The 14290-nt window shown below is 41.8% G+C and carries 11 protein-coding genes; 9 read left to right on the top strand and 2 right to left on the bottom strand.

All coding sequences use genetic code 11. The features are described 5' to 3' along the window. Window positions 1–4 precede the first annotated feature (4 nt). Genes ACILP5_RS01745 through ACILP5_RS01755 form a run of 3 tightly spaced genes read left to right on the top strand, consistent with a single transcriptional unit; the run spans window position 5 to window position 3340 of the window. Window positions 5–1099 carry a tetratricopeptide repeat protein gene (locus ACILP5_RS01745; RefSeq protein ID WP_395616927.1) on the top strand — a complete coding sequence of 365 codons (1095 nt, stop codon included), beginning with the start codon at window positions 5–7 and terminating at the stop codon, window positions 1097–1099. A gap of 28 nt (window positions 1100–1127) precedes the next feature. Then, on the top strand, window positions 1128–1937 hold the full coding sequence (locus ACILP5_RS01750; RefSeq protein WP_395616928.1) for a DUF4292 domain-containing protein: 810 nt from the start codon (window positions 1128–1130) through the stop codon (window positions 1935–1937). Beyond that, complete coding sequence (locus ACILP5_RS01755) at window positions 1934–3340, top strand: murein hydrolase activator EnvC family protein (protein WP_395616929.1); 1407 nt, start codon at window positions 1934–1936, stop codon at window positions 3338–3340. Before ACILP5_RS01750 ends, ACILP5_RS01755 begins: the two co-directional genes overlap by 4 nt. On the opposite strand, the gene ACILP5_RS01760 is transcribed toward ACILP5_RS01755, so the two are convergent. After that, window positions 3337–5655: a TonB-dependent receptor gene (locus ACILP5_RS01760; RefSeq protein WP_395616930.1), complete on the bottom strand. Its 2319-nt coding sequence runs from the start codon at window positions 5653–5655 to the stop codon at window positions 3337–3339. The two genes, ACILP5_RS01755 and ACILP5_RS01760, sit on opposite strands and share 4 nt — an antisense overlap. A gap of 205 nt (window positions 5656–5860) precedes the next feature. Here ACILP5_RS01760 and ACILP5_RS01765 point away from each other — a divergent pair, with 205 nt between their 5' ends. The 5 genes from ACILP5_RS01765 to ACILP5_RS01785 all read left to right on the top strand — a co-directional run bounded on the left by ACILP5_RS01765 (window position 5861) and on the right by ACILP5_RS01785 (window position 10424). Then, window positions 5861–6364 (top strand): RNA polymerase sigma factor, encoded by a 504-nt coding sequence (locus ACILP5_RS01765; protein WP_395616931.1) that lies wholly within the window; start codon window positions 5861–5863, stop codon window positions 6362–6364. A 134-nt stretch (window positions 6365–6498) separates the two neighbouring features. Beyond that, entirely contained in the window at window positions 6499–7968 is a 1470-nt protein-coding gene (locus ACILP5_RS01770; protein ID WP_395616932.1) for a phytoene desaturase family protein, read from the top strand. A 1-nt stretch (window position 7969) separates the two neighbouring features. Further along, window positions 7970–8788 carry a phytoene/squalene synthase family protein gene (locus tag ACILP5_RS01775; protein ID WP_395616933.1) on the top strand — a complete coding sequence of 273 codons (819 nt, stop codon included), beginning with the start codon at window positions 7970–7972 and terminating at the stop codon, window positions 8786–8788. Window position 8789: 1 nt separating this feature from the next. Further along, window positions 8790–9503, top strand: a complete 714-nt coding sequence (locus ACILP5_RS01780; RefSeq protein WP_395616934.1) for a sulfite exporter TauE/SafE family protein — start codon at window positions 8790–8792, stop codon at window positions 9501–9503. Between the two features lie 6 nt (window positions 9504–9509). Then, window positions 9510–10424 (top strand): ion channel, encoded by a 915-nt coding sequence (locus ACILP5_RS01785; protein WP_395616935.1) that lies wholly within the window; start codon window positions 9510–9512, stop codon window positions 10422–10424. 30 nt (window positions 10425–10454) lie between these two features. Here the strand turns inward: ACILP5_RS01785 and ACILP5_RS01790 are convergent, their stop codons facing one another. Next, window positions 10455–12803 carry a M1 family metallopeptidase gene (locus ACILP5_RS01790; protein ID WP_395616936.1) on the bottom strand — a complete coding sequence of 783 codons (2349 nt, stop codon included), beginning with the start codon at window positions 12801–12803 and terminating at the stop codon, window positions 10455–10457. A 144-nt stretch (window positions 12804–12947) separates the two neighbouring features. Between ACILP5_RS01790 and xylA the strand changes: the two genes are divergently transcribed. Further along, complete coding sequence (gene xylA / locus ACILP5_RS01795; protein WP_395616937.1) at window positions 12948–14276, top strand: xylose isomerase; 1329 nt, start codon at window positions 12948–12950, stop codon at window positions 14274–14276. Window positions 14277–14290: the final 14 nt, after the last annotated feature.

The following is a 14290-nucleotide window of genomic DNA, read 5'->3' on the forward strand; positions in this document are numbered from 1 at the left end:
AATAATGCGGAAACTCACGTGCTTATTCTTGTTGCTTTGTGGGTTTTTGCAGCTAAATGCGCAGACGAAATCACAGACGAAATCGCCATCAGAAGTGCAGTCTGAAGCCCTACTAGTCGAGGGGATGAAGCACTACATGAAGGAGAATTTTGGCGATGCGATCTTGGTTTTTGAGAAACTAGCCAAGATTCAAACGAAAGAGCCAGCTGTTTTTTATTATTTGGCCAAAAGCTACCTCGCCGACAAACAACTTACCTCTGCTCGTTCAAATGCAGAAAAGGCACACCTTTTATCACCCTATTCCTTCGATTATGGTCTATTATATGGAGACCTACTCTTAGCCAACAAGGAATACGAAAAAGCGCTTACCTGTTTTGAGAATCTATTAGCCTACGACGATCACCGTTTTGATGCTGAACCTGATATGATCAGGGTGAAGCAGTTCGTTTTTTTGTTTAAGGGTGATGAAAGTAAAGATGCGGCAGAGAAAAATGCGTATTATTTGAAAGCAGCAGACTTAGGACCTGTTCAAGAAGAACTTTGGGTACGGATCATACAATTAGATTGGGAATTAAATAGAAAAGAAGCGGTAGTGGAACATGCCTTAGAGGCACTAGAAAACTACCCCCGGATGGCCCCTTGGGCGTATCCTATTTTAGGAGATGCTTACCAAGCTTTAGGAAATAATTCCGCGTCAGATGCGGCTTTTGAGAAAGCACTCGCTGCAAATCCGAAAGACGATCACGTGCTAAATAATTACAGTTATTTCTTGTCGATCAGAAAAGAAAAATTAGCGCTAGCGGATTCGCTATCCGCGCGGTTGGTCAAAGACCATCCCAAAAATGGAACCTATTTAGATACCCGTGCTTGGGTGTTGTATGAACTTAAACGCTATCCGGAAGCGCGTGTAGCAATGGAAGCCGCTTTGAAAGACAAAGAAAATGTTTCTGCCACTTTGTGGGAACACTACGGAGATGTTCTTTTTCGTTTGAATTTAGTGGACAAAGCGATCGAGGCATGGAAAGAAGCATTACGGGTAGATCCAGCTCGTGAAACTGTAGATAAAAAGATTCGATTGCGACGAATTCCCGAAAATTGAGCTATTTTTGTTACCAAAATTCCTCCCAATGCGGATTCTGTTAAGTCTTGTTCTGCTGTTTCTTTTAGGCGCCTGCGCTCCTAAGGTTACAGTGACTACGATTCAGACTCCTAAGGCTGACAGCATTCGAATAGATTCCATACCAGTCGCGGCCCCAGCTGCTCCTGTCGAAAATGTAGATCAACAATCTGCTTCAGATGACTTGAATTTCACTTATTTGAAGGCGAAATCGAAAGTAGTTTGGAAGACCAAAGACAATTCAGATACCTATATCGTAGATATTCGCATGAAGAAGGATAGCATTATCTGGGCAAATATTTCCGTTTCGATGATTTCCGGTGCGGCGATATTATTCACTAAAGATCGTGTTCAATTTTATCATAAGATTAATAACGAATATACAAATCTGACTTATGATAGTCTAAGTACCAGTTTAGGCTTTAAAGTAGGCTATGATCTGATTCAAAACATGATCGTAGGCAACCAACCTTATAAGAAAAACAATACGCGCCGCGTGGTTCGCGAGAATGAAAATTTCTTAGTGAAACAGCAAGAGGGGCACGTGGAGGTCAATAACTGGGTAGGGCCTAATCGTAAATTGAAGAAATTATCGGTGAGTGATCTTCCATCATCGAATAAATTGACCTTGGATTACGAGGATTTTGCGAATTTGAATTCCGCGATTTTCCCCTTCTCCAGTTCAATCACCTTAGACGTGAAGAACAAAGAAAATCAGGTGAATCAGACCTTAATTACGATTAAATATTCTAAAGTTGAGTTATTAGATACCCCTTTGGAATTCCCCTTTAAAGTACCAGCCAAACTATTAAAGCCTTGAAATACCTTTTACTAATATTTGCGTTCATTTTATCCAGTTCATCTTTCGCGCAGACTGACAAGAAAGCAGCTTTAGAGCAGCAGAAGAAAGATAATTTATCTAAAATTAAGGAGCTCAATTCCATCATTTCCAGAACTTCCAAGAAGAAAAAAGCGTCTATAGGAAAGCTTAATGTAATCAAAGAGCAAATCGGTGTACAGAAAAAGCAGATCACGGTTTTAGAACAAAATCAACAAATCTTAGCGGAGGAGGCACAAAAATTACGTAATGAGGGCGATGTATTAAAGGCTAAATTAGAGCGCCTAAAGAAGCAGTATGCCTTGATGATTTATGAGGCACAAAAAACGTCGTCTGTCTATAATAAAATGAGTTTTTTGTTGCTATCCAATGATTTAGGACAGTTTGTTCGCCGTTTTGATTACCTGCGTCACTATTCATCCAATCGGAAAAAGCAAGCAGATTTGATCTATAAAACGCGTCAGGATTTAATGACTCAAGAGCAAAAAGTAGTTTATAAAAAGCAGGAGGAGAAAAAAGTGCTCGTCGAGAAAGAGGGGGAGAAAAAGAAATTAGAGGTGTTAAAGACAAAAGAAGATAAGGTAGTTACGGTTTTAACTCAGCAAGAAAAAAAATTAAAGACAGAGCTAGAGCGTAAAAAATTAGCTGTTCGGAAATTAGACAATTTAATTGCTGGAATCGTACAGCGAGAAATCCAAAAAAGTATTGAAAGAGAGCGTAAACTTCGTCAAGCACGTCAAGTGAAGAAAGTGGAGGTCGTAAAACCTGCCTTACCAGAAATAAAAAAGGGGGAGGAAACAAAGATTGTAGCTGAGACAAAATCAGATGCTAAATCAGAAAAGAAAGAAGCAGCTAAGGAAGAGAAAAAAGCGGCGGTAGCTGAAGTAAAGAAGCCAAAAGCCGAGCCTGCACCAGTAGTAGAGAAGAAGATTGAAAGTAACACCTATTATATGAATGCGGATGAGGCTAAAGTAGCAAGTTCATTTGCTGCTTTGAGGGGTAGAATGCCATTTCCTGTGCCTTCAGGTTTTATTTCAGATCATTTCGGTGTTCATAAGCACCCGCTATTGAAGGGAGTGATGATCAATAATAATGGGATAGATATTCAAACTTCACCAGGTTCGCCTGTACACTCCGTTTATGATGGTGTGGTGCAATCCGTTGTTAATATTCCGGGGATTAACATGGTAGTGGCTATACAACACGGAGATTATTTTACCGTTTATAGTAAGCTTGCGAATGTTTCTGTGAGTGTAGGTACGCGCGTGAGAACAGGCCAACGAATCGGTTCTGTTGCTTCAGATGAAGATGGGACGGCAGAAATTAATTTTCAGGTTTGGAAAAATACAGTACGCCAAAATCCAGAATCCTGGCTCCGCCGTTAAAAATTATACAAGACTCTTAGGCTGATATTTCTACCCTGATCATCTGCGTAATAGCGGAAGCGGTTCAAATAGTCACGGTAAGCCGTATTAAGGGCATTCGAAATGCGTAGGTTGACGTCGATCTTCTTGAAAGTAATCCCCCCATTCAAATTAACTAAAAAGTAGCCAGCTGGTGGAGAAGCATAATCAGACCCTGCTTCCACACGCGTTTGTCTAGATACTTGTGTGATTCCTCCGCTTATATAGGCATTTCTATTTTGGAAAGCATACCGAATCAGGTATTCAAAACGGTCGACAGGGATGTTGACCATAAATTGATCGTTTTTTGTGTCAAAAGCTCGGACCAAACTTGTCTTTTGTTGTACCGATAAACGTGGGCTAATGAGATAAGTAGCCTGAAAATCTACCCCTTGGAACCGTGCATCGATTTGTTGGTAGGTGAAAATAGGAAATACTCCTCTCACAGTTGTAGCGTAAACCGCTTTGCCATTTTGTACCTCTGGACGTAAATAGATGAAATTTTGGATGAAATTCGAATATAAACCGACTTCGATATCCCAGCGCTCTGGATTAAAATTAGTGGATAAGCTGAGATTCGTTCCTTTTTCCCCCTTCAAACTAGCGTCCCCGATTTCATAGGCTCCCGCCCCATGGTGGACGCCATTAGAGAATAACTCATTTCCTCCTGGAGCTCTAAAGGCTCGCGAAATGGAGATAAATGACTCTGTCGCTTGATTCCAATGGTATTTAAACGCTAAGCTACCCGAAAAGCCTGCAAATACTTGTTTTGTTCGAAGGATGGTAGGTGAGAAATTATTTCTCGGACGATGTGTTTCGATTTCCTTTACATCATATCGCAAACCTGCCTCGAGTTCCCATTTTTCTGTTGTTCTTTTCTCGATGGCAAAAATCCCGGTATTCTGCAACGAGTAATTGGGTAGAAGACTCGTGGTAAGTGTGGGATTGGGTACCTTTCGGCCCGAAGTGATATTCCCTTGATCCAGGAACGTCAAACCAGCTTGTCCTTTCCAAAGCTTATTCGTATTTGTCTCATCATACAGTAGTTCAACCGAAGAAGTATTCAAATTGAAGCGTAGGGTATTGACATTTTTACCTGCACGAAGTACATCTAATTCCCAGCGTTCATCTGATTGAACAGCCGCTGTGGCACGAAGGGTTGCCTGATTGGGAAGGTGATAAAAGGCTTTTATTTTGGCCAAATCATGCCAAACATCCTGATTAGGACGATCTATTTTTCGAATAAATTTATCCGGAGTAAAGACCTTTAGCGGTCTATCCAGTGCAATGGATTTTTCTAAATCGGAAATATTTCCAATGTGAGAGCCTTCATAGATACCGATAACGGTATGGAAACGGCTGACAAATACATCTGTTCCAAAGAGATTCGATTTATAACCCAGGGCAAAGGAAACATTTTCTTCCTTCACACCTGTATTGCTCAGGTAGTAATCAGCTGCCTGTACATTTCCACCGTCTTTCCATGTACCTTGCAGGCGCCAGCCCCATCCTTTATGTCGCGGAATCCCTCCTTCCAATAGACCAGAGATAACACCCTGTCTACCATTCGTGAAGTAGATACTTTGAACAGACCCATGCAGAGCAGCGCTGTCAGGTAAGGCATTGGGCTCTAGCATGATGATTCCCCCGATGGCATCTCCACCGTAGCGAAGCCCACCTGGACCTTTAATCACTTGTATGTTTTTGGAAACAAAAGGATCGATTTCTGGTGCGTGTTCACTACCCCAATTTTGACCCTCTTGCCTTACGCCTTGATTTAAAATGATGACGCGACTAGAGTGCAATCCATGAATGACTGGTTTTGAAACGGAGCTTCCTGTTTGCAAACTTTGAACGCCCGTTAGTCCTTTTAACATCTCACCTAAAGATAAACCATCTTTCTGAGAACGCTCCTCTGCACTTAATTCACCTTTTAATTGAGAAGTAATTTCCTGTTTTCGACCTTGCACGAAAACCTCTTGTAAATGTTCCTCATGAGAACTTAACAGAAAATCTTCTTCTTTTTCATCTTCTAAATTAATGACGGTTTCGATGGGATCGAAGCTAGCCATTTGACAAACTAAGGTATATTTTCCAGGACAGAGGTCCTTGATGACAAAAGCTCCTTTTGCATCCGATATGGTGGCTTTATTTGTTCCTTTGATGTAAACATAAGCTCCGGGTACTTTTTCTTTATTCTCCTTGGAGGCTACAATACCCTTTAGCGTACAGTGGCAATTCGTTTGCGAGAAGCCAGTGAAAGGAAGGAATGCAAGAAGAATAAAAAGGTATTTCATGAGACAAATAGGGTTTAAAGATAGGCTAAATCCACCTTTTAACCGAATCTTCCTTCACCTAAACGATTAACCCTCTTCCTCTGTCGATGAATGCACAAATCAGGACTACAAAATTTTTTGTTTAAACTTTTTTAAATTTTTTTAAACAAATTATTTGTTTTGTTTAATCTTTTTATAAATTTGTTGAACAAAACAGACGACCAATATGACAGCTCTTGAGTTTACTTACCAAATAGGCACTTTTTCAAAGTTTTTACGCCCTTTCGCGCTTCGTTTGACGAAGGACGGAGATGATGCAAACGACCTAGTGCAAGACACTTTAGTAAAGGCTTTCACGAATCGTGATAAATACCAAGATGGGACAAACCTGAAAGCTTGGTTATTCACGATCATGAAGAATACGTTCATCACGCAATACCAACGCATGGTACGTCGTAATACCTTCATCGACACAACAGATAATTTACACTTCATCAACTCAATGGAGTCACTGCAGGAAAACACTGCAGTGAACTCCTTTATAAGCGAAGACATTCAATCTGCACTTGCAAAAATTGATGCTATGTACCGGGTACCTTTTATGTTGTATTTCGAGGGATTCAAATACCACGAAATCGCAGAAGAATTGGATTTACCTATTGGTACTGTTAAGAATCGGATTTTTATGGCAAGACGTGATTTGAAGAATCATTTACATATGTATGCTTAAGTAATTAAATAATAGGTTTTGATTAGTTTTTTGGTTAACAGAAGGAAGTTAAAAAGTCAGATTTTATCTGGCTTTTTCTTTTTACCCCTTTGGTCAGTAGAAAGATTCGTATTTTTGTTAAATTAGAGGTTAGTATGAAAAAAATAGTTGTCATAGGTGCCGGATTTTCAGGTCTTTCAGCAGCCACTGAGCTGGCATCGAAAGGTTATGAGGTCCAAATTTTAGAGAAAAACGACCACGCTGGAGGTAGAGCACGTGTGTTTCAATCGGATGGTTTCACGTTTGATATGGGTCCCTCCTGGTATTGGATGCCAGATATTTTTGAGACGTATTTTGGTCGATTTGGCAAAAAGCCCTCTGACTATTATGACTTAGTTCGATTAGATCCTTCTTATTCAGTTATACTCTCGGATTCTGAAAAAATAGATTTACCAGCGAATTATACGGATTTAAAAGCTCTATTTGAGTCTTATGAATCAGGTGCCGGTGCACAACTGGATGCCTTTATGGAACAGGCAGCTTATAAATACAAGGTGGGAATTCAGGAGTTTGTTTGGAAACCTTCCCGGAAAATCACGGAATTCTTAAGCTTGAAATTACTGGTGGATGCTGTAAGAATCGATGTATTCACCTCATTTTACAAGCACATTCGCAAATTCTTTACATCGCCCACTTTATTGAAGTTGATGGAGTTTCCAATCCTCTTTTTAGGAGCGATTTCGGAGAATACACCGGCGATGTATTCCTTAATGAATTACGCTGAAATCAAATTAGGTACTTGGTACCCCATGGGCGGCATGCACAACATCGTGAAAGGGATGGTGGCTTTAGCCGAAGAAAAAGGGGTGAAGATAACTTATAATGCTGAGGTCCTAGGCTTTGACATCAAGAACGGAAAAGTGCGCGGTGTTCAAACGGCCGCTGGCTTAATCGAGGCAGATGCAGTGGTGGCTGGTGCAGATTACCATCACGTGGAAGAATTACTAGGTGAAGGTTTGCGCAATTACGATGAAGCGTATTGGGACAAACGGGTGATGGCCCCTTCGTCGCTCCTATTTTATCTAGGAATTTCGAAGCGTTTACCTAATTTAAAGCACCATAATCTGTTTTTTGACCGTGATTTTACGGTCCATTCACATGAAATTTACACGGATCCAGCATGGCCATCAGATCCCTTATTCTATGCCTCAGCACCCTCTGTTACAGATCCGTCTGTCGCACCTGAGGGTTGCGAAAATGTCTTTTTATTGATACCTGTAGCCCCAGATTTAGAGGATACGGAAGAGCAGAGAGAGAAATATTTTGAGCAACTGATGAATCGTTTAGAGGCCCATTGCGGCGTTTCTATTCGTGATTCCATTGTCTACAAGCGTTCGTATGCGCACCGAGATTTCAAATCAGATTACCATGCTTACAAGGGGAATGCCTATGGATTAGCTAATACGCTGATGCAGACGGCGATTTTGAAGCCTACTTTGAAAAATAAGCACTTGGATAATATGTATTATACAGGACAATTAACGGTTCCAGGCCCGGGCGTACCTCCATCCTTGATATCGGGGATCGTGGTTGCGACTGAAGTCGATAAAGAATTAAAAGGATGATATGGATTTATATTTAGAGGTTTCTTTAGCCTCGAGTAAGTTGCTAACGAAAGCTTATTCGACCTCTTTCTCTCTGGGAATTCGCACGTTGGATGAAAAGGTGCACGATCCCATCTATGCTGTGTATGGTTTTGTGCGTTTAGCAGATGAGATTGTTGATACCTTCCATAGTCATGATAAGGCCGCTTTACTGCAACGTTTTAGAGAGGATACCTACCGTGCGATTGAGGAGAAAATAAGTTTAAATCCCATTCTTCATTCCTTTCAATGGGCGGTGAATAAGTTCGGGATGGAGCGCGAATTAATCGATGCCTTTTTATATTCCATGGAATTGGATCTAACCAAGCGTGATTATAATCCAGAGGAATACAAAAAATACATTTATGGATCTGCTGAGGTAGTGGGTCTGATGTGTCTACGTGTATTCTGTGATGGAGATGCACAGCAATACGATTCCTTAAAAGAAGATGCCTGTGCGCTGGGTTCCGCTTTCCAAAAAATCAATTTTCTACGTGACATCCGTTCCGATTACGATGAGCGTGGCAGGGTTTATTTCCCAGGAATCGATTTCAACACCTTCACAGATGAAGAGAAAAAAGAAATCGAAGCGGATATTCAGCTAGATTTTGATGCGGGTTTACGCGGAATACACCGCTTGCCTGACGTCGCTCGCAAAGGCTGTTTATTAGCCTACGAATATTACATTCGACTTTTTGAGAAAATTAAGTCTTTACCAGCTTCCAGAATTAAGGAAGAACGTATCCGAGTGGCAGACTGGGAGAAGATGTTCATTTATTTCCAATTGGCTCTCCGAAAATAGCGTGGAATTAATCGTCTTGCTGGGTATCATGGCTTTCTTGTATGCTTCTGTAGGACACGGAGGTGCCAGTGGATATTTAGCGGTGATGGCCTTGTTTGCCATCGCACCACCCATCATGAAGCAAACGGCCTTGCTGTTGAATTTAGGCGTGTCACTCATGTCTTTCATCGCCTTTTACCGCCAAGGTTATTTTAAATGGAATCTATTTTGGCCATTCGCGCTTGGATCCATCCCTTTCGCCTTTGTAGGCGCACGTATTCCGCTAACTGATTCAACTTACAAACAGATTCTGGGAGCTTGCTTGTTTTTAGCGGTGATTAGAATGGTAGTCGTTTTGAAAGAAGACTCATCTCAAAAACTAAACCTAGGAGTAGGCATACTCACTGGATCTGCCATCGGTTTACTTTCTGGAATGATCGGCATAGGTGGAGGCATTATTCTGAGCCCCCTTTTACTACTTTTCCGTTGGGCTTCTTTGAAAGAAGCGGCTGCCGTTTCTGCTTTGTTTATCTTCGTTAATTCTGTTTCAGGTTTAGCTGGATTGAAATCCTGGATTCCCTTAGACCAATCGCAAATGATTTATTGGTTAGGGGCCTCGCTGTTAGGAGGCTTTTTAGGAGCGAGATGGGGAGCCGCCATTGCCTCGAATACGAAGGTGAAATGGATTTTGGCTTTGGTATTAGTGATTGCATCTCTTAAATTGTGGTTTGTTTAATAGACTATGATCGAAAACGTAAATCAAGACACAGGATTTGGGGAAAGAACCTCGGATATGGGTGGCCGAATGGTCAACAAGGACGGGAGTTTTAATATCAAACGAATTGGTATCAGCGTTCGGGATCGGGCGAGTGGCTACCAAAGCATGCTGACGATGCCTCGTTGGCGCTTTTTAGGAATTATTTTCCTTTTTTATTTTTTAATTAACTGCTTCTTTACAGCCTTGTATTGGTTAGCTGGCCCGTCTGGTTTAGAAGGGGTGGAGAAAGTGAAATTTTGGGGAAGAATTAAGGAGTTATTTTTCTTTTCTACCCAGACCTTTACGACGGTGGGCTATGGTCGCGTGAATCCGGTTAGTGAGTTAACGAATTGGATTGCGGCGGTAGAATCCTTGATTGGTTTCCTTTCGTTTGCCATTGCGGCAGGTCTTTTATATGGTCGTTTTTCACGCCCGCGATCCTTTATTCGTTTTTCGGAGAGTATGGTGTATGCGAAGTATAAAGAGGGATATGCCTTTATGTTTCGTCTCGTTTGTTACAAAGACGATCACTTGTTAACGAATGCGGAGGTAAAATTGAATGCGCGTATCGTGACGAAAAATAAGGGCTACCAATTTTTTAATTTAACCTTAGAGCGTAGCCACGTAGATAGTTTAGTATTGAACTGGACGGTGGTGCATCCGATTGATGAACATAGCCCATTCTTTGGATTATCCCAAAAAGATATAGTCAACCTACAACCTGAGATATCAGCTTATCTGACCGGCTTCGATGAAGTCTATTCGAGTGTGGTCGTAGCGCGCGCTTCCTATGCGATCAAAGACTTTAAGTTTGGCTTTAGATTCTTACCTATGTATTTCAGCCGAAATCAGCGGACGGAGTTAGATCTCTCGAAATTGAATCTGATCGATCAAGAATAAAAAAAGCCCCTCGCGAAAGGGGCTTTTTTATTAGTTGTTTTTCGATCCAGTGACCGCTCCAGCTTTCTCTTTCGCGTTCTTGGCTTCTTGCATCGGGTTAGGACCTCCGCTGTAGGTTCTGCCTTGCATCTTGAACAATTGGACCTTCGTAGGTTGTGCAGGCTCGCGAGGGAATGCGTTGTCTTCTGTATCGATGTCTGCAATTTCGTAGAATGGATCTAGCGTCCACTTAACGACCTTCTTCGACGTAGGAATAATCTTCTTTGCCGTCACATCGTTCAATCGCCAAACCTCCGCAGGGAAGCGTAACACCTCATCCGTGCCGTCCTCATAGCTCAAGCGAACAATCACTGGCATCGGTAAACCGCCTTTATTCTTGAAGTTGACTACGTAGAAGTTCTTACCTTCTGTGACTAATTTTTTCTCATCTTCATTTAATGAAGCCATGTAGTCTTGGTATTTCTTCTTATCTGCTTCCGTAGGAGCAAAACGATCGTAGGTATTGTAAAAGTCCGTCATATCTGGATTTTCCTCCACTACGGTACGCTTGATATCTGTTTTATTACGAATAGCAGACATGGTTTTTGCCTTGGACTCAGCCACCGCTTTATCTCCTGCCTTTTTGATCGCAGGGTCCTGGGTATCAATTCCAAACCATTCTACCGTCTCAATTGACTGATTCACAGGCTCTGTTCCATAGAACCAACCTCTCCAGAACCAATCTAAATCCACGCCTGATGCATCTTCTAAGGTACGGAAGAAGTCAGCTGGATAAGGTTGTTTGAATGCCCAACGACGTGCATATTCTTTAAACGCATAATCGAATAATTCACGACCCATGATCGTTTCACGAAGGATATTCAAGGCCGCAGCTGGTTTGGCATATGCATTATTTCCAAAATCCATGATGTTCTCCGAGTTCGCCATAATAGGCACTTGGTTCTTCGAATCTAAACGCATGTAGGGAACAATGCTTTGTGCCTCTCCGCGACGTGCTGGGAAGTTGCGATCCCACTCTTGCTCGGCTAAGTATTGGCAAAACGTATTTAAACCCTCATCCATCCACGACCATTGACGCTCGTCTGAGTTAACAATCATCGGGAAGAAGTTGTGACCCACCTCATGGATAATCACACCGATCATTCCGTTTTTCACGTTTTCTGTGTAGGTTCCATCTGGTTCTGGACGTCCGCCATTGAAGGAAATCATCGGATATTCCATTCCACCTCCCGCTGTAGAGTGACAAGAAATGGCTACTGGATAAGGATAGGCAATGGTTCTCTTAGAATACGAACGAAGCGTGTGTGCTACGACCATCGTCGAGTATTTACCCCAAAGTGGATTTCCCTCTTTCGAATAATAGGACATCGCCCACACTTTTTTCCCTTCTACATCGACTTGCATGGCATCCCAAATAAATTTACGCGATGCCGTGAACGCAAAGTCACGTACATTATCTGCTTTGTATACCCAGGTCTTTTTTCCAGTTGGTACACTTTTCTCAGCCTTGATCGCTTCGTCTTGCGTCACAATTTCTACAGGACGAGTCGCTGTTTTTGCTTGCTCCCAACGCTTTAATTGGGTAGCTGTCAGTACCTGATTTGGGTTTAATAATTCTCCTCCAGCACCCACGACGATGTCATTAGGAGCCGTAATCGCCACTTTATAATTACCAAAATTCAAGGTGAATTCTCCCTGCCCCATGAATTGCTTATGTTGCCAGCCATATACATCATTGTAAACAGCTAAACGTGGAAACCAATGTGCGATGAAATAATTGGCAATATTTTCTTTGCCCAATACTTCATAGCCAGAACGGCCATAATATGCGGTGATCAAATAATTCCAATCAATCCCAAAGCTAACCGAAGCTCCTGATTTTAACGGAGTCGGAAGGTCGATACGCATCATCGTTTGATTAATCGTGTGGCGTAATGGATTTCCTTTAGCATCTTTTACAGCTGTGATTTTATAGCCATAATCCTTCGGATCTGTTAGTTCTTGAAAAGCGCCTGCACTGATACCATTTCTGATTTCACCTGTTTTAGTGGTTTTGCCCGGAGAATTTTTCTCAAATAGATTTTGGTCTAATTGAATCCACAAATAAGGTAAATCATCAGGTGAATTATTGTAATAGGTAATCGTTTCCGATCCAATAATTTTGCGATTGATGTCATCCAATTCGACTTTGATGTCATAATCTGCGCGTTGTTGCCAATAATCTTTACCTGGAGAACCACTCGCAGTCCGGTAGGAGTTAGGCGTAGGCAAAGTCGACTCTAATTGTTCGAATCGATTATTCGCATTAAATGAGGTCTGAGCTTTCGCTGGCAACAAAATGATGGTCAGCGCGACAAGCTTTAGTAGTTTTTTAAGCATGTTGAAAAGGTTATTTTTTTGCAAAATAGTGATTTTTCAGGAAAAAAATAGCTGTGCTAATCTGTGCTAAATTATATTTGTATATAATAGGTAGATTATGTAGTTTTGGGCCTTTACTTGTAAAATCTTTAAGCATTATATATCATGAGTGTAATCATTGGTCAAAAGGAATATTTCAAAGGCATTGGTCAAATCAAATTTGAAGGTGCAGAATCAGATAATCCATTAGCTTTCCGTTATTATGATGAGAATCGCATCGTAGCGGGTAAGAGCATGAAGGAGCACCTTCGTTTTGCGATTGCCTATTGGCATTCTTTCTGTGGCGATGGCGCAGATCCTTTTGGACCAGGTACACATCATTACCCATGGGACGTTGCTTCAGATGCGCGTCAACGTGCGGCTGATAAAGCAGATGCAGCCTTTGAATTCATTACGAAGATAGGTGCGCCTTACTATTGTTTCCATGATGTGGATGCGATTGATGGACACAATGATCCGAAAGAATTCGGGGATCGCGTGAAGTTTATCACCGATATTTTTGCCAAAAAACAAGCTGAAAGTGGTGTGAAACTTTTGTGGGGAACGGCGAACTTGTTCTCAAACGAGCGTTACATGAACGGTGCTTCGACGAACCCGAACTTTGAAGTGGTCGCTCACGCGGGTGCTCAATTAAAAGGAGCGATAGATGCAACGATTACCTTAGGTGGCGAAGGCTATGTGTTCTGGGGAGGTCGTGAGGGCTACATGAGTTTGTTAAATACGAACATGAAATTAGAGCGTGAAAACTTCGCTCGCATGTTACATACTTGTGTAGAATATGCGCGTCGCAATGGTTTCAAAGGGAAGTTCTTCATAGAGCCTAAGCCTTGTGAGCCTACAAAACACCAATACGACTACGATGCAGCTACGGTTATTGGCTTCCTTCGTGAGTTCGATTTATTATCTGAGTTTGGTCTAAATTTAGAAGTTAACCACGCTACTTTGGCTGGACACACATTTGCACACGAATGCCAAGTGGCTTCTGATGCGGGGATGCTAGCTTCTATCGATGCAAACCGCGGAGATAATCAAAATGGCTGGGATACAGATCAGTTCCCGACGGATGTTTACGAGTGGGCGGAGGCGATGGCTATCATCTTAAAGCAAGGTGGATTAGCGGGTGGTGGAATTAACTTCGATGCGAAACGTCGCCGTAATTCGACGGATATGCAAGATTTATTCTATGCACACATCGGTGGTATGGATACGATTGCTCGCGCCTTATTAATCGCAGAAAAAATGGCGAAACATGGCGAAATGGACCGTTTGAAAGCGGAGCGTTATGCTAGCTTTAACTCGGGAAAAGGAGCTGATTATACAGCTGGAAAATTAAAATTAGAAGATTTATATAAAATTGCTGTTGAAGTGGGAGAACCTGCTCAGATCTCTGGTAAGCAAGAATACTTAGAGAATTTGTTAGGCCGTTTTGTTTAAAAATACGTAATTCG

Origin of the sequence: Aquirufa sp. (assembly GCF_044239315.1) — a bacterium.
Classification (GTDB): Bacteria; Bacteroidota; Bacteroidia; order Cytophagales; family Spirosomataceae; genus Aquirufa.

Coding starts and splice junctions, on each gene's coding strand:
- xylA (WP_395616937.1), top strand. CDS start 12,948: ATGAGTGTAATCATTGGTCAAAAGGAATATTTCAAAGGCATTGGTCAA.
- ACILP5_RS01745 (WP_395616927.1), top strand. CDS start 5: ATGCGGAAACTCACGTGCTTATTCTTGTTGCTTTGTGGGTTTTTGCAG.
- ACILP5_RS01750 (WP_395616928.1), top strand. CDS start 1,128: ATGCGGATTCTGTTAAGTCTTGTTCTGCTGTTTCTTTTAGGCGCCTGC.
- ACILP5_RS01785 (WP_395616935.1), top strand. CDS start 9,510: ATGATCGAAAACGTAAATCAAGACACAGGATTTGGGGAAAGAACCTCG.
- ACILP5_RS01775 (WP_395616933.1), top strand. CDS start 7,970: ATGGATTTATATTTAGAGGTTTCTTTAGCCTCGAGTAAGTTGCTAACG.
- ACILP5_RS01760 (WP_395616930.1), bottom strand. CDS start 5,655: ATGAAATACCTTTTTATTCTTCTTGCATTCCTTCCTTTCACTGGCTTC.
- ACILP5_RS01790 (WP_395616936.1), bottom strand. CDS start 12,803: ATGCTTAAAAAACTACTAAAGCTTGTCGCGCTGACCATCATTTTGTTG.
- ACILP5_RS01770 (WP_395616932.1), top strand. CDS start 6,499: ATGAAAAAAATAGTTGTCATAGGTGCCGGATTTTCAGGTCTTTCAGCA.
- ACILP5_RS01765 (WP_395616931.1), top strand. CDS start 5,861: ATGACAGCTCTTGAGTTTACTTACCAAATAGGCACTTTTTCAAAGTTT.